The organism is Oryzobacter telluris (assembly GCF_043099285.1).
Classification (GTDB): domain Bacteria; phylum Actinomycetota; class Actinomycetes; order Actinomycetales; family Dermatophilaceae; genus Oryzobacter; species Oryzobacter telluris.
Genome location: NZ_CP170723.1, coordinates 15,858 through 34,975 on the forward strand (window position 1 = coordinate 15,858; position 19,118 = coordinate 34,975).

21 protein-coding genes are annotated in these 19,118 nt (G+C 72.8%); 9 read left to right on the forward strand and 12 right to left on the reverse strand.

Annotated features, from left to right (window positions below; translation table 11 throughout):
• Positions 1–39: 39 nt before the first annotated feature.
• Positions 40–798: a TetR/AcrR family transcriptional regulator gene (locus tag ACFLFB_RS00085; protein ID WP_392543673.1), complete on the forward strand. Its 759-nt coding sequence runs from the start codon at positions 40–42 to the stop codon at positions 796–798.
• A gap of 13 nt (positions 799–811) precedes the next feature.
• Here the strand turns inward: ACFLFB_RS00085 and ACFLFB_RS00090 are convergent, their stop codons facing one another.
• From ACFLFB_RS00090 to iolC, 8 genes are all read right to left on the reverse strand, one after another.
• Positions 812–1,282: a YdeI/OmpD-associated family protein gene (locus tag ACFLFB_RS00090; RefSeq protein ID WP_392543674.1), complete on the reverse strand. Its 471-nt coding sequence runs from the start codon at positions 1,280–1,282 to the stop codon at positions 812–814.
• A gap of 10 nt (positions 1,283–1,292) precedes the next feature.
• Positions 1,293–1,721: an SRPBCC domain-containing protein gene (locus ACFLFB_RS00095; RefSeq protein WP_392543675.1), complete on the reverse strand. Its 429-nt coding sequence runs from the start codon at positions 1,719–1,721 to the stop codon at positions 1,293–1,295.
• A gap of 72 nt (positions 1,722–1,793) precedes the next feature.
• Positions 1,794–2,606 carry a TIM barrel protein gene (locus ACFLFB_RS00100; RefSeq protein ID WP_392543676.1) on the reverse strand — a complete coding sequence of 271 codons (813 nt, stop codon included), beginning with the start codon at positions 2,604–2,606 and terminating at the stop codon, positions 1,794–1,796.
• A 31-nt stretch (positions 2,607–2,637) separates the two neighbouring features.
• A complete protein-coding gene (locus tag ACFLFB_RS00105; RefSeq protein WP_392543677.1) occupies positions 2,638–4,143 on the reverse strand; it encodes a CoA-acylating methylmalonate-semialdehyde dehydrogenase in 1,506 nt (501 codons plus the stop codon).
• An 88-nt stretch (positions 4,144–4,231) separates the two neighbouring features.
• Positions 4,232–5,257, reverse strand: a complete 1,026-nt coding sequence (locus ACFLFB_RS00110) for a Gfo/Idh/MocA family oxidoreductase (protein WP_392543678.1) — start codon at positions 5,255–5,257, stop codon at positions 4,232–4,234.
• A 28-nt stretch (positions 5,258–5,285) separates the two neighbouring features.
• A complete protein-coding gene (iolB, locus tag ACFLFB_RS00115; RefSeq protein ID WP_392543679.1) occupies positions 5,286–6,209 on the reverse strand; it encodes a 5-deoxy-glucuronate isomerase in 924 nt (307 codons plus the stop codon).
• A complete protein-coding gene (locus tag ACFLFB_RS00120; protein ID WP_392543680.1) occupies positions 6,206–7,096 on the reverse strand; it encodes a deoxyribose-phosphate aldolase in 891 nt (296 codons plus the stop codon). Before ACFLFB_RS00120 ends, iolB begins: the two co-directional genes overlap by 4 nt.
• Complete coding sequence (gene iolC / locus ACFLFB_RS00125; RefSeq protein ID WP_392545447.1) at positions 7,093–7,992, reverse strand: 5-dehydro-2-deoxygluconokinase; 900 nt, start codon at positions 7,990–7,992, stop codon at positions 7,093–7,095. Before iolC ends, ACFLFB_RS00120 begins: the two co-directional genes overlap by 4 nt.
• Before the next feature lie 200 nt (positions 7,993–8,192).
• Here iolC and ACFLFB_RS00130 point away from each other — a divergent pair, with 200 nt between their 5' ends.
• The 3 genes from ACFLFB_RS00130 (at position 8,193) to iolD (ending at position 12,068) form a co-directional block, all read left to right on the forward strand.
• On the forward strand, positions 8,193–8,930 hold the full coding sequence (locus tag ACFLFB_RS00130; protein WP_392543681.1) for a GntR family transcriptional regulator: 738 nt from the start codon (positions 8,193–8,195) through the stop codon (positions 8,928–8,930).
• A gap of 148 nt (positions 8,931–9,078) precedes the next feature.
• Positions 9,079–10,119 (forward strand): transaldolase family protein, encoded by a 1,041-nt coding sequence (locus tag ACFLFB_RS00135; protein WP_392543682.1) that lies wholly within the window; start codon positions 9,079–9,081, stop codon positions 10,117–10,119.
• Positions 10,120–10,157: 38 nt separating this feature from the next.
• The gene (iolD, locus tag ACFLFB_RS00140) at positions 10,158–12,068 is read left to right on the forward strand and encodes a 3D-(3,5/4)-trihydroxycyclohexane-1,2-dione acylhydrolase (decyclizing) (RefSeq protein WP_392543683.1); all 1,911 of its coding nucleotides are present in this window, start codon (positions 10,158–10,160) and stop codon (positions 12,066–12,068) included.
• 79 nt (positions 12,069–12,147) lie between these two features.
• On the opposite strand, the gene ACFLFB_RS00145 is transcribed toward iolD, so the two are convergent.
• Together ACFLFB_RS00145 and ACFLFB_RS00150 are read right to left on the reverse strand one after the other, a co-directional pair.
• Positions 12,148–13,071, reverse strand: coding sequence for a TIM barrel protein (locus ACFLFB_RS00145; protein WP_392543684.1), 924 nt, complete (start codon positions 13,069–13,071; stop codon positions 12,148–12,150).
• Positions 13,072–13,145: 74 nt separating this feature from the next.
• Positions 13,146–13,922, reverse strand: coding sequence for an AAA family ATPase (locus ACFLFB_RS00150; protein WP_392543685.1), 777 nt, complete (start codon positions 13,920–13,922; stop codon positions 13,146–13,148).
• Between the two features lie 51 nt (positions 13,923–13,973).
• On the opposite strand from ACFLFB_RS00150, the gene ACFLFB_RS00155 reads away from it, so the two are divergent.
• The 5 genes from ACFLFB_RS00155 (at position 13,974) to ACFLFB_RS00175 (ending at position 17,255) form a co-directional block, all read left to right on the forward strand.
• Positions 13,974–14,405 (forward strand): VOC family protein, encoded by a 432-nt coding sequence (locus ACFLFB_RS00155; RefSeq protein ID WP_392543686.1) that lies wholly within the window; start codon positions 13,974–13,976, stop codon positions 14,403–14,405.
• A gap of 22 nt (positions 14,406–14,427) precedes the next feature.
• Positions 14,428–15,930, forward strand: a complete 1,503-nt coding sequence (locus tag ACFLFB_RS00160; RefSeq protein WP_392543687.1) for a lysine--tRNA ligase — start codon at positions 14,428–14,430, stop codon at positions 15,928–15,930.
• Position 15,931: 1 nt separating this feature from the next.
• Complete coding sequence (locus ACFLFB_RS00165; protein ID WP_392543688.1) at positions 15,932–16,168, forward strand: hypothetical protein; 237 nt, start codon at positions 15,932–15,934, stop codon at positions 16,166–16,168.
• 101 nt (positions 16,169–16,269) lie between these two features.
• Complete coding sequence (locus ACFLFB_RS00170) at positions 16,270–16,611, forward strand: Lsr2 family protein (protein WP_392543689.1); 342 nt, start codon at positions 16,270–16,272, stop codon at positions 16,609–16,611.
• A 56-nt stretch (positions 16,612–16,667) separates the two neighbouring features.
• The gene (locus ACFLFB_RS00175; protein ID WP_392545448.1) at positions 16,668–17,255 is read left to right on the forward strand and encodes a (2Fe-2S)-binding protein; all 588 of its coding nucleotides are present in this window, start codon (positions 16,668–16,670) and stop codon (positions 17,253–17,255) included.
• Between the two features lie 21 nt (positions 17,256–17,276).
• On the opposite strand, the gene ligD (ACFLFB_RS00180) is transcribed toward ACFLFB_RS00175, so the two are convergent.
• Positions 17,277–18,158, reverse strand: coding sequence for a non-homologous end-joining DNA ligase (gene ligD / locus ACFLFB_RS00180; protein WP_392543690.1), 882 nt, complete (start codon positions 18,156–18,158; stop codon positions 17,277–17,279).
• The gene (ligD, locus tag ACFLFB_RS00185) at positions 18,151–19,104 is read right to left on the reverse strand and encodes a non-homologous end-joining DNA ligase (protein ID WP_392543691.1); all 954 of its coding nucleotides are present in this window, start codon (positions 19,102–19,104) and stop codon (positions 18,151–18,153) included. The genes ligD (ACFLFB_RS00180) and ligD (ACFLFB_RS00185) overlap by 8 nt, the downstream gene beginning before the upstream one ends.
• Positions 19,105–19,118 lie beyond the last annotated feature (14 nt).

Sequence of the window (19,118 nt, forward strand, 5' to 3'; positions counted from 1 at the left end):
ACGCAAGTCCGCCGCCCCGACGTGTGGTGGGATGGGCCCATGCCGAAGGAGCGAGCCCGCGAGCCGCGACCGGCGCGCGAGCGCCCACAGCGCCGACCGCGCGAGGTCCGCGAGCCGCGCGGGCGCCGCCGCGCGTCGCACTCGCTGGAGTCGGTGCTCTCCGAGGCCGTCGCCCTCCTCGACGCCTCGGGTGAGCCGGCGCTGACCTTCCGGGCCCTCGCCGCCCGCCTCGGCGGAGGGGTCGGCAGCATCTACTGGTACGTCTCGAGCAAGGACGAGCTGCTCGACCGGGCCGCCGACCACGTCATGCACGACGTCCTCACCGCCGTCGAGGGCGTGGGGTCCGGCGACCCGCTCGACGACGTCCGCACCATCGCGGTCACCCTGTTCGACGCGATCGTCGAGCGGCCGTGGCTGGGCGCCTACGTCATGCGCGACACGGGCGTGCAGCCCAACGCCCTGCTCCTCTACGAGAAGCTCGGGCAGCAGGTGCTCCGCCTGGGGCTCACCCCGCGCCAGTGCTTCCACGCCGCGTCGGCGGTCGTCGGGTTCGTCGTCGGGATCGCCGCCGACAGGGGGCAGGAGCCGCCGGCCGCCGTGCTGTCCGGCGAGGTCGCGCGCGAGGAGTACCAGGCGGCGGCCGTCGCCCAGTGGCAGGCCCTCGACCCCGAGCAGTACCCGTTCCTGCACCACATCGTCGACGAGTTCGCCGTCCACGACGACGCCGACCAGTTCCGCGCCGGGCTCGACCTGCTCCTCGCCGGCCTCCGCCTCCAGGCGTCCGGCCGGGAGGCCTGAGGACGCAGCGCGGTCAGCGCTGCCGGCCCGCCTCGAAGAGGGCGACCGCCTTCTCGATGCGTCGCTGCCGGGTCTCCGGCGCCTTCGCCGAGGTGACGGAGTCGACGTGGTAGCGCTGCAGGCTGTTGGACAGGCCGTCGAAGAACGGTCGGGCAGCGGTGCTCGCGGCCATCGCGGTCGCGAAGTCCTCGGGCACGTCCACCTCGCGCGGCGTGTCCGCCACGGTCAGGGTGACGGTGATCGGGTCGCCACCCGCCAGCCCCGTCTCGGCACGGATCGCCGCACTGACCCCGATGAGGTGCTGCCCGCCCATCACGGCGACCGTGCTGCGGTACGCGTAGCCGTTGACGACGACGTGCACCGACGGCCGCTTCCCCGCACCGAGCTCCTCGATGACCTGCTCGGGCACCGGGATGCCGGTGTTGTTGCCGCTGGCGAGCAGGGTCGTCTCGAAGGTCACGCCGTCGGGCGCGGGAGGCGTCATGGCGGCGCCGTCAGCCCTGCTCGACCGTGGACTTGAGGGAGTCGAGCATCGCCTGCCAGTTCGTGCCGAACTGCTCGGCCTGCTCGGCGGAGTCGTTGCCGTCCTGGCTCAGCGACACGGTCGTCCCCTCGCCGGAGGGCTCGAGCTCGTAGGTGAGCGTGTGGTAGTTCTCCGGCTCGTCGGCCTCGCCCATGAGCGGGCTGTAGTGCGTCATCGACAGCCGGGTGGGCTCGTCGACGGCGAGCACCTCGCCCTTGTCCTGATAGGCCTTGCCGTCCATCTCTCCCTGCCAGGTGATGGGGCTGCCCACCGCCCAGTCGGTCGTGACCCTCGAGCCCATCATCCACCGCGCGATCTGGTCGGGGTCGGTCAGCGCGTCCCAGACGACCTGGGGCTGGGCGGCGACGTCGACACTGGCGCGGGCCACGTGATCCGTCATCCCTCCATGTAACACCGGCAGCCCCCTGAGCAGGGGGTTCCGGTGCGCCCCGCCGACGCGGCGGGACCCCGCTCAGGCCACGGTGAAGGCGGCGCGGAACGCCCCGACCGCCTCCGTGGGGTCGCGGCTGGCGAACGCCTCCAGCCCGATGGTGCCGGTGTACCCCATCTCGGCCAGCGCCCGCGCGACGAAGGGGTAGGCGATCTCGCCGGTGCCCGGCTCGCGCCGCCCCGGGACGTCGGCGACCTGGATCTCGCCGATCCACGGCAGCGCCCGCCGGCACAGCTCGACGAGGTTCCCCTCGCCGATCTGCGCGTGGTAGAGGTCGAGCATCAGGCGCAGGTGCGGGCTGTCGACCGCCGAGACGAGGGCGAGGCAGTCGGCCGCCGACGCGAAGGGGACGCCCGGGTGGTCGACCTCGAGGTTGAGGTTCTCCAGCACGAACACCACCCCGTGCGCCTCCCCCAGCGCGGCCACCCGCGCGAGCGTGGCCCTCGCCGCGTCCCACATCGCCGGCGTCACGGTCTCGACGGGGACGACCGGCAGGCCGTCCCCGTCGAGGCCCGTGCCGTGGAGGTTCAGCCGCGGGATGCCGAGCCGGGCCGCCACCGCGACCGACTCCTCGGCCGTGGCGAGCAGCTCGGCCACGGCCTCCGGCTCCACGAGCCCACCGCGCACGTACCCCGTCATCGACGAGAAGACGGCGCCCTCGTCGCGCAGCGCGACGAGCTCGTCGACGTCGTGCTTGGTCCAGTCCCAGATCTCCACCTGCACGTCGAGCGCGGTGAGGCGACGGATCCGTTCCGCCACCGGGAGGTCACGGAAGACCATCTCGGCGCACACCGCGAGGGTGAAGGGGCCGCACGCGCCGCGGGCAGGCGTCATCATCGGGATCCTCTCCGGATCGTGGTGCGGCTCAGGCGTTCTGCGGGAACCCGAGCTCGATGCCTCCGTGGCTGGGGTCGAGCCAGCGCGAGGTGACGACCTTGCCGCGGGTGAAGAAGTGCACGCCCTCCATGCCGTGGGCGTGGGTGTCGCCGAAGAGCGAGTTCTTCCAGCCGCCGAAGGAGTAGTACGCCATCGGGACCGGGATCGGCACGTTGATGCCGACCATCCCGACCTCCACCTCGTTCTGGAAGCGGCGGGCCGCCCCACCGTCGTTGGTGAAGATCGCGGTGCCGTTGCCGTAGGGGTTGTCGTTGATGAGCTTCAGGCCCTCGTCGTAGGTCTTCACCCGCACGACGGAGAGCACCGGGCCGAAGATCTCGTCGGTGTAGACCGACATCTCGGGGGTGACGTTGTCGAACAGGGTGGGCTTGAGGAAGTAGCCCTCGCCGTCGGCATCGACATCGCCCTCGCGGCCGTCGATGACGAGCGTGGCGCCCGCCTCGGTACCGGCGTCGAGGTACGAGGTGACCTTGTCGCGGTGCGCGGCGGTGACGAGGGGCCCCATGTCGCAGCCGCGGGTGCCGTCGCCGGTGACGAGCTTGCCGACCCGGTCCTGGATCTTGGCCACGAGGTCGTCGGCGATGGTGTCGACGGCGAGCAGGGCCGAGATGGCCATGCAGCGCTCACCGGCCGAACCGAAGCCGGCGTTGACGGCGGCGTCGGCGGCGAGGTCGAGGTCGGCGTCGGGCAGGACGAGCATGTGGTTCTTCGCCCCGCCGAGGGCCTGCACGCGCTTGCCGTGCGCGGTGCCGGTCTCGTAGACGTACTTGGCGATCGGGGTGGAACCGACGAAGGACACGGCCTTGACGTCGGGGTGGGTGAGGAGCGCGTCGACGGCCTCCTTGTCGCCGTGGACGACGGACAGCACGCCGTCGGGCAGGCCGGCCTCCTTCCACAGCGCGGCGACGGCGTTGACGGCCGACGGGTCCTTCTCGGACGGCTTGATGACGACCGCGTTGCCGCAGGCGATGGCCACCGGCACGAACCACAGCGGCACCATGGCCGGGAAGTTGAACGGGCTGATGACGGCGACGACGCCCAGGCTCTGGCGGATCGAGTAGACGTCGACCTTGGTCGAGGCGTTCTCGGTGAAGCCGCCCTTCATCAGGTGCGGGATGCCGCAGGCGAACTCGGCGACCTCGAGGCCGCGGGTCACCTCGCCGATGGCGTCGGAGAGGACCTTGCCGTGCTCGGCGGTGATGAGCGCGCCGATCTCCTCCTTGCGCTCGTTGAGCAGCTCGCGGAACTTGAACAGGACCTGGGTGCGCTTGGTGAGCGAGACGTTGCCCCACTCCTCCACCCAGGCCTGCTTCGCCTTCCCGACGACCTCGCCGACGAGCTGCGCCGAGGCGAGGTCGAGGACACCGGTCTGCTCACCGGTGGCGGGGTTGAACACGGGGCTGGTGCGGTCGGCGGTGCCGTCCCACGGTGCGCCGTCGATGAGGTGGGTGATGCGGGTCGGGGTCGTGCTCACGGCTATCGGTCCTTGTCGTGCGAAGTGGTGGATTCAGTGTGCCAGTCGATCGGAGGGTTCCGACCTCAGGCGTTGACAGGCGAACGGGCTACTGAACCCGAAGGTCGGCGGAGGCGGTGGGGATGTCGGCGAGGTCGACCGGGGCCCCGCTCGCCATCGAGCGGGCGCAGGCCTCGGCGGTGCGGAAGGCCTGCAGGGCGTCGGCGACGGTGCACGGGCTCGGGGTGGTGCCGCGGGCGACGTCGACGAAGGCGGTGAGCTCGGCGACGTAGGCCGGGAGGAACCGCTCCATGAACGACCAGTGCCGCGGCCCGGTCGGCCAGGTGACGCCCTCCTCGGCGCTGGTGACGGCCAGGCTGGCGTCGTGCCCGACGCCGAGCGTCCCCGCCGAACCGTGCACCTCCATCCGGACGTCGTGGCCGGCACCGTTGTAGCGGGTGGCCGTGACCGAGACGAGGGTGTCGTCGTCGAGGACGAGGGTCGCCGCGGCGGTGTCGACGTCCCCGGCCTCGGTGAAGAACGGGTCGCCCTTGTTGGCCCCGACGGCGAAGACGCGGCGCACCTCGCGGCCGGTGACGAACCGGATGATGTCGAAGTCGTGGACGCTGCAGTCGCGGAACAGGCCACCGGAGGTGGGGAGGTACGCGGCGTGCGGGGGCGCCTGGTCCATCGTCGCCGCGCGCACGGTGTGGACGAAGCCGATCTCGCCGTCGGCGACCGCGTCGCGAACCCGCGTGTAGCCGCGGTCGAAGCGGCGCTGGAAGCCGATGTGGACCGGTACCTGGCTGCGCGCCTCGAGCTCGGCGAGGGCGATGGTCCGCTCGAGGTCGAGGGCGACCGGCTTCTCGCAGAACGTCGGGATGTCGCGGGACACCGCGGCCTCGATGAGGTCGGCGTGGGCCGCCGTCCCGGCGGTGATGACGAAGGCGTCGAGCCCGCCGTCGAGCAGGGCCTCGATGGTGGGGGCGGCGGAGACGCCGACCTCGTCGGCGACCCGCTGGGCGACCCCGGCGTCGAGGTCGGCGAGGACGAGGTCGTCGACGCCGTCGAGCGCCGCGAGGGTGCGGGCGTGGAAGGCGCCGATCCGGCCGGTGCCGGCGAGTCCGATGCGCATGGTGGGGCTGCTCCTTGGGGTCCGCGGGTCAGGCGGGGTCGGCGGTGGGGATGGTGAGGCGCGGGTCGGTGGGCTGGTCCGGCCAGGTGTCGCGCACCCACGCGTGGGCGGGGTCGTCGCAGATCAGCCAGGCCCGCTCGGCGCCGGGGCCGGCCATGACGTTGAGGTAGTACAGGTCGGCGTCCGGGGCGGCGACCGCGGGCCCGTGCCAGCCGTGGGGGACGAGGACGACGTCGCCGGTGCGGACCTCGGCGAGGACGTCGATCGGGCGGCCGTCGGTGCCGTAGACGCGTTGGTAGCCGACCGGGTCGGTGCCGCGGGCGTCGGTGGAGCGGGTCTCGAAGAAGTAGATCTCCTCGAGCTCGGACTCCGTGCCGGGCCGGTCCTCGTCGTGCTTGTGGGGCGGCCAGGAGCTCCAGTTGCCGGCAGGCGTGACGACCTCGCAGGCGATGACGCGGGCGGCGTCGAGCACGCCCGGGACGCCGAAGTTGCGGACCTGGCGGGAGGCGATGCCGGCGCCGCGCAGCTCGACCGGGACGTCGGCGGCGGGCAGTCGGTGCGGGACGGCTGGGGGCGCGGCGCCGTCGGGGACGGTGGCGAGGCAGACGGCGACCCGCACCTCTCCCTCACCCGCACCCTCGAGCCGGAGGGTGGCGCCCGGCGGAACGTAGGCGACGTCGGTCGGTCCGGCGAAGACGTGCGCGCGGCCGGCGAGCGCCAGCGGCTCGCCACCGTCGACGACGACGCGCACGCCACCACCGGACAGCGGCACGACGACGGCCTCGACGCCGGTGAGGTCGAGCTCGACCGAGGCGTCCGGCTCGAGGGTGGCGGTGCGCAGGCCGGTGTGGACCCAGCCCTCGAGCGAGCCGTCGACGACGCAGTCCCAGGGGCCGTCGGCCCGGGTGCCGTCGGGGTGGCACCAGCGGGCGTTGTCGCGTCCCAGGCTCATCGGCCCGCTCCGTGCACGAGGTCGGCGGCGGTGTCGACGGCCGAGGCGACGTCGCCGTCGGGCGGGTAGAGCAGGGCGCGGCCCACGACGAGGCCGGCGGCCGACGGGCAGCGCAGGGCTCGGCCCCACTCGGCGTAGGTGTCGGCCGGGTCACCGGTGGGGTCGCCGCCGAGGAGGAGGCACGGGAGGGTGGTGGCGTCGAGGACGCGGTCCATCTCCTCGACGACGGGGAGCTTGAGCCAGGTGTGGGCGCTCGTGGCGCCGAGCCCCGCCGCGATGTGGATCGAGGAGATGACCGAGTCGGGGTCGAGCAGGTTGGACACCCGCTGCGGGCCCTGCCGCACGGTGACGAACGGCTCGACCATGGCGAGGAGGCCGCGCCGCGCCAGGGCCGTGACGGCCGCGCCGCTGGCCTCGAGGGTGGCGGCGGTGCCGGCGTCGTCGAGGCAGATGCGGGTGAGCATCTTGCCGCCGTCGAGGCCGTGGGCGGCGAGGGTGTCGGCGTCGTAGCCGGTGAAGCGGTCGTCGAGCTCGAAGGTCGCGCCCTGCAGGCCGCCGCGGTTCATCGAGCCGATGACGACCTTGTCGTCGAGCAGGCCCAGGAGGAGGAGGTCCTCGAGGACGTCGGCGGTGCCGAGGACGCCGTCGACGCCGGGGCGCTCGAGCGCCGTCGCGAGCCGGCGGACGAGGTCGGTGCGCGACGCCATCGCGCGGGGGTCGTCGCGCACGGCGAGCGCGCCGCGGGCCGGGTGGTCGGCGGCGACGAGGAGGAGGCGGCCGTCGGGGGCGAGGGTGCCGCGGGGCCTCCGGTCGGCCCAGGCGCGGGCGACGGCGCCGGGGTCGGCGATCCGCAGCGCGGTGGTGCTGGTGGTGTCGACGCCGCTCACGACACGGCCCGCCCGGCGAGGAGGTCGAGGACCTCGTCCTCGGTCGGCATGGCCGTGGAGCACTCGAGGCGCGAGGCGACGATGGCGCCGGCGGCATTGGCGAAGCGGACGGTGCGCTCGAGGTCCCAGCCGGACAGCAGACCGTGGCAGACGGCGCCACCGAACGCGTCGCCGGCGCCGAGGCCGTTGGCGACCTCAACGGGGACCGGCGGCACCTCCACCCGGTCGCCGGAGGCGGTCACGGCGAGCACGCCCTTGGGGCCCTGCTTGACGATGGCGATCTCCACCCCGCGGTCGAGCAGGGCGGCGGCGGCCGACGCGGGGTCGTCGGTGCCCACGGCGACGCGGCACTCCTCGAGGTTGCCGATGGCCACGGTGCTCGCGGCGAGGGCCTCGGCGGCGGCGCGGCCGGCCTCCTCCTCGGCCCGCCAGAACATCGGGCGGTAGTCGAGGTCGATGACGGTGTGCTCGGCGCGGCCGCGGATCTCCCAGGCGGTGGCGTGGGCCGTGCGGCTCGGCTCGGCCGACAGGCCCGTGAGGGTGGCCCAGAACAGGCGGCTGCGCTGCACCGCCACCGGCGGGACCTCCTCCGGGCTGACCCGCAGGTCGGGGGCCTGGGGGTAGCGGTAGAAGTACAGCGGGAAGTGGTCGGGCGGGAAGATCTCGCAGAAGGTGACCGGCGTCGGCAGCGACGGGTCGGTGGTGACGTAGACGGGGTCGACGCCGAGCTCGGCGAGGGTGCGGGTGACGAACCGGCCGAAGGGGTCGTTGCCGGTGCGGCTGACGAGGGCGGAGGTGTGGCCCAGGCGGGCGGCCGCCACGGCGACGTTGCCGGCGCTGCCGCCGAGGAACTTGCCGAAGGTCTCGACGTCCTCGAGGGCCAGGCCGGTCTGCATCGGGTAGAGGTCGACCCCGACCCGACCGATCGCCAGGACGTCGAACGAACGCGTCAGCGGCACGTCGGCTCCTTCGGGTCGTGGGCGGGTGCACCGGGGTGGTGCCACCAAGCCTCTCCCATCATCGCCGCGCGTGTCAACATTTGTTAGAACATTTGATCCTCCTGATGTCAGCCCCGCACTGACATACACTGCCCTTTGTGCTCCAGATCCCCGTCGTCATCGACCGTGGCAGCCCCGTCCCGCTCTACCACCAGCTGGCCGAGCAGCTGACCGCTGCCATCGAGAACGGCACGCTCGGACCGGGCGACCCGTTCGAGAACGAGCTCGCCATCGCCGAGCGCCTCGACCTGTCACGCCCCACCGTGCGCCGCGCCATCGCCGAGCTCGTGGCCCGAGGCCTCCTCGTGCGCCGCCGGGGGGTCGGCACCACGGTCGCGAGCCAGGTCATCCACCGCCGTGACGAGCTGACCAGCCTCTACGACGACATGGTCCGCAAGGGCCAGAAGCCGACCACCGAGGTGCTGTCCTTCGAGCAGGGCGTCGTCGACGCCACCGCGGCCGAGGCCCTGGGCCTGACCCCCGACACCCCGCTCGTCCACGTCGAGCGGCTCCGGTCGGTGGGCGACACCCCCACGGCCCTCATGCACAACTGGCTGCCGCCGCAGTTCTCCGACATCACCGCCGCCGACCTCCACGACGGCAGCCTCTACGGCATCCTTCGCGCGCGCGGCGTGCGCCCGGTCATCGCCCACCAGACGATCGGGGCCCGCCGGCCGGTCAGCCGCGAGCGCCGCCTCCTCGGGCTGGGCAACGGCGACCCGCTCCTGACGATGACGCGGCGCGCGTACGCCGCCGACGGGTCGGCCGTGGAGTACGGCGACCACTGCTACCGGTTCGATCAGTACGCCTTCGACGTCACCGTCCACGAGCACTGACCCCGGGACCTTCCCAGGACCGTCTCTCTCGGGCTATGGTGTTAATGTTCTAACATTGCATCATGATCGCCGAGCGCTGCGCCGACCTGTCGGGGCGACGGCGCCGAGCTCCCCGGAGGACCCCGTGACCACCTCGCCGCTTCGCACCATGACCGAGACGACGCCGACCGCCCTGTGGAACGACAGCTCGACGCTGAGCGAGCTGACGACCGCCATCGGCTGGGGCGCCGTGGGAGCCACCTGCAACCCGGTCATCGCGCTCGCCGCGATCCGCTCCGACCTGCCGCGCTGGCAGGCCCGGATCGCCGAGATCGCCGCCGAGCACCCGACGGCCACCGAGTCCGAGATCGGCTGGCAGGTCGTGGAGGAGGTGTCGGTCGAGGCCGCCAAGCTCCTCGAGCCCACCTTCGAGGCCCACCGGGGCCGCAACGGGCGCCTGTCGATGCAGACCGACCCGCGCCTGCACCGCGACGCCGCGGCCCTCGCCGCCCAGGCCGAGTACTTCGCCTCGCTGGCCCCGAACGTCATCGTCAAGATCCCGGCCACCGAGGTCGGCATCGAGGCCATCGAGGAGGCCACCTACCGCGGGGTGAGCATCAACGTCACGGTCTCGTTCACCGTGCCGCAGGCCGTCGCCGCCGGTGAGGCCATCGAGCGCGGCCTCGCCCGGCGCGACGCCGAAGGACTGGACACCGCGACGATGGGCCCGGTCGTGACGATCATGGTCGGGCGGCTCGACGACTGGCTCAAGGTCGTCGTCGAGCGCGACGGCCTCGACGTCGACGCCGACCACCTCGAGTGGGGTGGCGTCGCGGCGTTCAAGGAGGCCTACCGGATCTTCGGCGAGCGCGGCCTGCGGGCCCGGCTGCTCGCCGCCGCGTACCGCAACAGCCTCCAGTGGACCGAGCTCGTGGGCGGCGACATCGTCCTGTCACCCCCGTTCTCCTGGCAGGAGAAGTTCGAGGCCAGCGGTCACGACCCGCAGCCGCGCCTGGACCTGCCGGTCGACGCCGACGTCCTCGCCACGCTGCTCTCGATCCCCGACTTCGTGCGGGCCTACGCTGCCGACGGGATGACGCCGGCCGAGTTCGACGCGTTCGGCGCCACCCGCACGACCCTGCGCCAGTTCCTCGAGGCCGACGCCGACCTCGACCGCATCGTCCGCGACGTCATCGTCCCGGCCCCCTGACCCGGCTCCCCCCGACGACGACGAAGGAGTCGACGACGATGACCCAGACGGTGCGCCTCACCACGGCGCAGGCGCTCGTGAAGTTCCTCGCCAACCAGTACTCCGAGCGCGACGGGGTGCAGCAGCGCCTCGTGACCGGCATGTTCGGCATCTTCGGCCACGGCAACGTCGCCGGCGTGGGGCAGGCGCTGCTCCAGGCGCAGGTGCAGTCGGAGGACGGGGCGCAGGGTGACGACGTCCTCGGCGACCTCCCCTACTTCCTCGCCCGCAACGAGCAGGGTGCGGTCCACACCGCCACCGGCTTCGCCCGCGCGCGCAACCGCCTCCAGGTGATGGCCGTGACGACCTCGATCGGTCCGGGCGCCACGAACATGGTCACCGGAGCGGCCCTCGCCACGACGAACCGGATCCCGGTCCTGCTCTTCCCGTCCGACCAGTTCGCCTCGCGCGTCCCCGACCCCGTCCTCCAGCAGCTCGAGGACCCGGGCACGCTCGACGTCACGGTCAACGACGTCTTCCGCCCGGTGTCGCGGTTCTTCGACCGCATCACCCGCCCCGAGCAGCTCGTCCCGTCGCTGATGAACGCGATGCGCGTCCTCACCGACCCCGCCGACACCGGCGCGGTCACGATCTGCCTCCCCCAGGACGTCCAGGCGGAGGCGCACGACTGGCCCCTGGCGTTCTTCGCCCCGCGGGTCTGGCACGTCGGCCGCCCGGTCCCGGAGCCCGCCGCCCTGGCCCGGGCGGTCGACGTCATCCGTTCGGCGAAGCGCCCGCTCGTCGTCGCCGGGGGCGGCGTGGTCTACGCCGAGGCCTCGGAGGAGCTGCGTGCGTTCGCCTCCGCGACGGGGATCCCGGTGTCCGACACCCACGCCGGCAAGGGCGCCATCAACTGGGACCACCCGAGCGCCGTCGGGGGTGTCGGCTCCACCGGGTCGGCGGCGGCCAACGCGCTGGCCCGTGAGGCCGACGTCGTCATCGGCATCGGCACCCGGTACTCCGACTTCACCACCGCCAGCCACACCGCCTTCGGGGCGGAGGGCGTGCGCTTCGTCAACGTCAACGTCCTCGGTTTCGACGCCGCCAAGCACGGCGCCACGATGCTCGTCGCCGACGCCCGCGAGGCCCTGGTCGCGCTGACCGCCGCGCTCGAGGGCTGGTCGGTCGACGACGCCTACCGCCAGGAGGCGGTCGACCTCGACGCCGACTGGCAGCGCGTGGTCGACGAGTGCTACCACCGCGACCACGGACCGCTGCCCGCGCAGACCGAGGTGTTCGGCGCGCTCAACGAGCTGATGCGGCCCGAGGACGTCATCGTCAACGCCGCCGGGTCGATGCCCGGTGACCTCCAGTGCCTCTGGCGCGCCACGACTCCCGTGCAGTACCACGTGGAGTACGCCTTCTCCTGCATGGGCTACGAGATCCCGGCGGCCCTCGGCATCAAGCTCGCGCTCGGCGACGACCACGACGTCGTCGCGGTGGTCGGGGACGGCTCGTACCAGATGCTCCCGATGGAGATCGCGACCATCGTCTCCGAGGGCGTCAAGGTCATCATCGTGCTGCTCCAGAACCACGGGTTCGCCTCGATCGGCGCCCTCTCGGAGTCGCGCGGGTCGCAGCGGTTCGGGACGAAGTACCGGATGCGCAACGGCGCCACGGGCCGGCTCGACGGCGAGGAGGTCCCCTTCGACCTCGCCGCCAACGCCGCGTCGTGGGGTGCCGAGGTGCTGCGCTGCGGGTCGGTGGCCGAGTTCCGCGAGAACTACGGCAAGGCCGCGGCCTCCGACCGCGCGACGGTGCTCTACATCGAGACCGACCTCGTCGGCCCGAACCCGCCCGGCTCGGCCTGGTGGGACGTGCCCGTGTCCGAGGTGTCCGCGCTGGCGTCGACGCAGCAGGCCTACGCCGAGCACGTCGAGAGCAAGAAGGACCAGCGGCCGTACCTCTGAGCCCAGAGGTACGGCGCACGACGCGAAACCCCCAGGGGCCGAGGTGGACTCGGCGCCTGGGGGTTTCGACGTGGAGTGGTCAGCCGGCGGTCGTCGCCGCGAGGCGGGGCCCGACCGAGGCCTCGAGGAAGTCCAGGCTGCGGCGGACGTCCTCGACCGGGCCGGTGCCCTCGGCGGGGATGCCGTCGGTGAGGGCGGTGTCCTGCTCGAGGACGTACCAGCCGCGGTAGCCGGCCTCCTCGAGGGCGACCACGGCGTCGTCGATGGCGACGTCACCGGTGCCGAGCGGCTTGAACAGGCCCGACTGCACCCCGTGGAGCAGGCTCACCTCGCGGGAGAGGACGCGGGCGGCCACGGCGTTGTCGACGTCCTTGAGGTGCACGTGGCCCACGCGGGCGGCGTTCTCGCGGGCGAAGGCGACGGGGTCGACCCCGCCGATCTGCAGGTGACCGGTGTCGAGGCACCACAGGACGTCGGTGTGCTCGAGCGCCAGCGCGACGTCGGCGGCGGTCTCCACCACGGTGTCGACGTGGGGGTGCAGCACCTGGGTCAGCCCGAACTCGGCGCAGACGGCGTCGACCTCGCGCAGGCCCTCGCCGAGCACGGCCATGCCCTCGGCGTCGAGCGGGACGGGGCGCGACCAGCCGTAGTCCTGCACGACGGCGGTGACGAACATCGTGGCGCCCTGGCCGGCGAACAGCCCGGCCACCTCACGGGCCCGGCGCAGCGCGTCCTCGCGCTGGTCGCGGTCGTGGAGCACGAGCGGGACGAACCCGCCCACGAGCGAGACGCCGTGCTCACGCAGCGTCTCGCGCAGGGCCTCGGGCTCCTCGGGCAGGAAGCCCGGGGCACCCAGCTCGGTCGCCGACAGGCCCAGCGAGCGCAGCTCGGGGAGCACGCGGGAGGGCGGGAGCATCTCGCCCCAGCCGGGGACCTCGCACACCCCCCACGAGATGGGAGCGCCGGCGATGCGGCCGGACAGCGGGCCGTGCGCGACGGACATGGGTGCCTCCAGAGATCCAAAATGTGCTGACAACCGCACAATACCCTGTCGGGTGGCTCCGGGTCACCCCCCGCTCACCAGCCGGGGTCGACGTCGTCGAGGACGTGGCGGAGGTAGCGCCGCGGCGCCTCGAGGAAGCGGCGGTGGTGGTCGACGACCTCGAGGTCGTCCCACGTCGACTCCCGCACCCCGTGCGGACCCAGCTCGAGCAGCCGCGCCCCCGGGATGGAGGCGAGCACCGGGGAGTGGGTGGCGAGGACGACCTGGGTGCGCGGCCGCCGCGCCATCTCGGCGAGCTCGGCGACGAGGTGGAGCTGGGCGGCGAAGGACAGCCCGGCCTCCGGCTCGTCGAGGACGAACAGGCCCTCGCCCCGGAAGCGCTTCGTCGACAGCAGGGCGACGAAGGACTCCCCGTGCGAGAGCGTGTGGAACAGCGGGTCGCGGCTCCACGGCGACTCCGAGCGCGAGGTGTCGAGGTAGGTGAACAGCCCGTGCATGGTCTCGGCCCGCACGAAGTACCCCCAGCGCGGCGCCCCGGGGTCGCGCACCACGGTGAGCCACTCGTGCAGCGGCGACTCGCTCGCGTGGGTGCGGTGGGTGGCGCCGGTGGAGCCGCCCTCGGCGTTCATCCCCGCGGCCATCGCGAGCGCCTCGACGAGGGTCGACTTCCCCGAGCCGTTCTCCCCGACGAGCACCGTGCAGCGGGTGAGGTCGAGCCCGTGCTCGAGGAGGTGGGCCACGGCCGGGACGGTGAGCGGCCAGACACCGGGAGCCGGGAGCTCGGCGTGCACAGACCGCTCCACCCGGCGCGCGGGCAGGCCGTCGGTCCAGGGGGAGGCGGCACGGGACATGGCGCGCACGCTAGCCCCGCCCTCCGACGCCGACCGTCCTACCGTGGGTGGATGCTGACCGAGGACACCCGCTTCCCCCGCCCCGCCGCCGTCCCCTACCTCGCCGTGCGCGGCGCCCGCGAGGCCGTCGACTGGTACGGCCGCGTCCTCGGCGCGGTCGTCGAGGGCGAGCCCTACGTCGGCGACGACGGCTCCATCGGGCACGTCGCCCTGCGCATCGGCGACGGCGTCATCTACCTCGCCGACGAGGCGCCCTCCTACGGGGCGGTCGCGCCGACGGGGCCCGGGGCGGCCGTGAGCCTCATGCTGCCCGTCGCCGACGTGGCCGCCACACTCGCCACGGCCTCCGGTGAGGGCGCCACCCCCGACGACCGCGGGGTCTACGAGGGGTACGGCACCCTCAACGCGTGGTTCGTGGACCCCTTCGGCCACCGGTGGGGCATCAGCGGTCCGGTGGGCGGGGAGGGCGAGGGCACGGCCTGAGGCCGCCGTACGCTTGACCCTCGTGACCGAGAACGCCACCGCGCCCGCGACCGAGACCGACCTGCCCGAGCAGCTGCGGATCCGTCGCGAGAAGCGCGACCGGCTGATCGCCGGCGGTGGCCAGGCGTACCCCGTGGCCGTGGCCCGCACCCACTCCCTCGAGGACATCCGCGACCAGTGGGGCCACCTCGAGACCGGTGAGGAGACGCAGGACGTCGTCGGCGTCGCGGGGCGCGTCGTCTTCGTCCGGAACACCGGCAAGCTCGCGTTCGCCACGCTCCAGGAGGGCGTCGGCACCCGCCTCCAGGTGATGCTGAGCCTCGCCGAGGTGGGCGAGGAGGCCCTGGCCGCCTGGAAGTCCGACGTCGACCTCGGCGACCACGTGTTCGTCGAGGGCCGTGTCATCTCCTCGCGCCGCGGTGAGCTGTCGGTGATGGCGACGCGCTGGGAGATGGCGAGCAAGGCGTTGCGCCCGCTCCCCGTCCTCCACAAGGAGCTGTCCGAGGAGTCGCGGGTCCGGCAGCGGTACGCCGACCTCGTCGTGCGCCAGGAGGCCCGCGACATGGTGCGGACCAAGGCGACCGCCCTGCGCGCCATCCGCGGGGTCCTCGAGGGCCAGGGCTACGTCGAGGTCGAGACCCCGATCATCCAGCTCGTCCACGGTGGGGCCGCCGCACGCCCGTTCCGCACCCACATGAACGCGTTCGACCACGAGATGGTCCTGCGCATCGCCCTCGAGCTGAACCTCAAGAAGGCCGTGGTCGGCGGGGTCGACCGGGTGTACGAGATGGGGCGGATCTTCCGCAACGAGGGCGTCGACGCCACCCACTCCCCCGAGTTCACGATGCTCGAGGTGTACCAGGCGTGGGGCGATCAGACGTCCATCGCCGGGGTCATGCGCGACCTGTACCTCGGCGTCGCGGACGCGCTCGGGTCGCGGGTCGTGGAGACCCCGGCCGGCACCGTCGACCTGGGGGCCGACTGGCGCTGGCTGCCGGTCTACGAGGGCGTGTCGGAGGCGGTCGGCGAGACCGTCACCATCGACACCCCGCTGGAGACCCTGCTCGGGTACGCGCAGAAGCACGGGGTCGAGCTGGCCCCGGGCCTGGAGAAGGACAAGGTCTTCCTCGAGCTGCTCGGCGAGCTCGTCGAGCCCGGCCTGCTCCAGCCGACCTTCCTGTGCGACTACCCCGCCATCGCCCAGCCGCTGGCCCGCCCGCACCGCAGCAAGCCCGGGCACATCGAGGCGTGGGACCTCATCATCGGCGGCGTCGAGCGGGGCACCGGGTTCTCCGAGCTCGTCGACCCGGTGGTCCAGCGCGAGGTCCTCACGGCGCAGTCGCTGCGGGCCGCCGGCGGTGACCCCGAGGCGATGCAGCTCGACGAGGACTTCCTGCGCGCGCTCGAGTACGGGGCCCCGCCGATGGGTGGTCTCGGCCTGGGTGTCGACCGCCTCGTCATGCTCTTCACCAGCGCAAACATCCGCGAGACCATTCTCTTCCCGCACCTGAAGCCGGAGGTCTGAGATGGCTGCCGTGTGGCCCTATCTCACCGCCATTCTCCCGACGATTCTCGTCTCGATCCTGTTCTATTTCCTGATCAGGTCGATGATCGAGGGGGACCGCCGCGAGCGGTTGGCGCAGAGGCAGTTCGAGGCCGCCGAGGACGCGCGGCGTTCGTCCCGTACGGACGCTGCGGTGAGCACGGAGGACGACGCCAATGGCACAGGAACGGCACAGGAGAATTCCTCCACGCCTTCCTGACATTCTTTAGTGATTCACATTTCCCGGAGGTCGCTGCTACCTTTTCGGTTGGGCACCATTTCCCGGTGCGCCCCGTGTGAATAGCAGCTGAAGGGAAAACCATGGCAAAGAAGGTCCAAGTGCTTCTCGTCGACGACCTCGACAAGAGCTCCCCCGCCGACGAGACGGTCTCGTTCTCGCTCGACGGTGTGTCCTACGAGATCGACCTCACCTCCGGCAACGCCGCGAAGCTGCGCGACGAGCTGGCCGTGTGGATCGGTCACGCCGAGCGCACCGGCGGCCGCAAGAGCGCCGGCCGTGCCCCCCGAGGCTCCGCCCGTGGCGGCGCCAAGACCGACCTCTCCGCCGTGCGCGAGTGGGCCCGGTCCAACGGCCACCAGGTCAGCGACCGTGGCCGCATCTCCGCCGACGTCCAGGCCGCGTACGACAAGGCCCACGGCTGAGCCGACCCCAGCACCCCGACACGGCGCCCCCCGATCCGGAGGGCGCCGTGTCGCTGATGTCGCGGCGCCACTCGTGGTTGGCGTTCGTCGCCGGGGGTGAGCCGTTGGCGCACGGCCTGGGTACCGGCGCCGGCCCCGATGCCGAGGCGTGGCAGCGCGGCCTGGCCGTGTTGCAGGGCCGCTGGTACGACGTCGTCGCCCCGCCCCAGGTGGCCGCGGCGTTCGTCCTGCAGTGGCTGCTCCAGGTGCCGGCGCACACCGCCGCGCACGCCGCGTCCTGTGGGCCGTGGCGCGCCGCTGGTCTGGCCGAGCTGACCTTCGACCTCGGGCCGGCCCTCGTGCCCGAGCGGGTCCGGGTGACGGCGCTGGTCGCCGACCCGGGAGAGCTGGCGGGTCGTCTCGACCGCGCGGAGGCCGACTACCGGGCGGTGGCCGGGCCCTTGGCCGACGCCTACCCCTCCATCGTCCGGTTCGGCCCCCACACCCGGACCGCGATGGTCGACGACATGTGGGCGGCCGCGCGGCGCGAGGCGGAGTCGGCGAGCGGCCTGTTGCGTCCGGGTGTGCCGCCGCGGGCGTCGTGCTGCCTCATCTACGCGCTGCCGGGCTGCGTGGAGTGCGCGGGGTGTCCCCGGTCGCGCTGAGGCCTCCTGCCCGCCCAGGCCTCAGGGGAGGTCGGCGATGAGGTCGCCGTCGGCATCGAGGCGGTCGAGCACCTCGTCGAACATCAGCTGGCGGAGCGAGTCCGGCTCTGCTGCACCGCGTTCCACCTCGTCCCACGTGCGCGGTGCGGCGACGCAGGGGAGCTCGCGGCCGCGCATCGAGTAGGGGCTGATGGTCGTCTTCGCGCCCACGTTCTGGCTCCAGTCGAGGAACACCTTTCCCGGGCGCAGCGACTTCGTCATCTTCCACAGCACGAGGTCGGGGTGCTTCTTCGTCATCTCCTGGGCGAGCTGCATGGCGAGGTCGCGAACCTGGTCGGAGGTGAGGTCGCCGCCGAGGGCCGCGTAGAGCTGCATCCCCTTGCTGCCCGAGGTGACCGGGTAGAGCTCGAGGCCGAGTGCGTCGAGCCGCTCCCGCACGAGGAGCGCCACCTGCGCGCACTCGGTGAGCCCGGCCGGCTTTCCCGGGTCGAGGTCGATGACGAGCCGGTTCGGGTGCTGCGGCGCGTCATCGACGACGGTCCACTGCGGCACGTGGAGCTCGAGCGAGTTGAGGTTGACGAGGTAGGTCAGGTCCGCGATGTCCGTGACGTAGGGGTAGGTGACGTCGTCGATCCGGATGCGGGGCAGCCAGCTGGGCGCCCCCGACGGCAGGTTCTTCTCGAAGAACATCTGGTCCTCGACCCCGTGCGGCCAGCGGACCCGCGTCACCGGACGGTCGGCGAGGTGCGGCAGGAGGAACGGCGCGACCTGGGCGTAGTAGCTGAGGACCTCACCCTTGGTGGTCTCCGTCGCCGGGTACATCACCTTGTCGAGGCTGGTGAGGCGCAGCTTTCGGCCGGCGACCTCGACGCGGGTCACCTCCGGCACGTAGCGCTCAGGCATCCTCGACCTCGGTCAGGTCGGCGGGCGTCAGGTCGGAGCGGACGCCGAGGTAGGCCGGCTGGCGCAGCCGGTGCTGGCCGGTCAGCTCGAGGGCCTTCACCTCGATGACGAGGCGCGGCTCCACCCACCTCGTCCCGTTCGCGTCGATGGCGGGGACCTCGTCGGAGAACGGGGAGTCGTCGCGGTGGAGGCGGCGCAGCCTCATCGCCAGGGCCTGACCGGCCGACCCCGCGAGCCCGGACCCGACGCGGCCCGCGTAGCGCCATCCCCCCGCTCCGTCCGGGAGCCCGACGAGGACGGCGCCGAGGCGGTCGGACGATGCCCCGACCTCCTGGCGCCAGCCACCCACGACGACCGAGTGGGTGGCCCGGTGCGCGGTCTTGCGCCAGTCGGGCGAGCGGCGGCCGGTGGCGTAGGGGGCGGCCCGGCGCTTGCTGACGATGCCCTCGAGGCCCTGGGCCTTGGTGGCCGCGAGGAGCTCGGCGCCGTCGTCGTAGACCGGGGGGACCTTCCAGCTCGGGCCCTCGAGGTCGAGCTTCTCGAGCAGGTCGCGCCGGGCGGACCACGGCTGGGTGCGCAGGTCGGAGCCGAAGAGGCGCAGGAGGTCGAAGACCATGAGCGTCACGGGGCGCGTCGACATCAGCTTCTCGGCCGCTCTCCGCTGGCTGACGTGCATGCGCTCGGTGAGGGCGTGGAAGCTGGGTCGGCCGGCGTCCATCGCGACGACCTCGCCGTCGAGGAGCATGTCGTCGTAGGCGTCGGCGAGGGCGTCGAGCTCGGGAAACGCTGCGGTCACGTCACGTTCGCTGCGCGACCACACGGTCACCCGCCCGTCGCGGACGTCCACGAGCACCCGCATCCCGTCCCACTTCACCTCGTGCGCCCAGGCGTCACCGGTCGGGACGCGCTCGGCGACGGTCGCGAGCATCGGGCGGATGGAGGGCACACCCCCATCCTGCC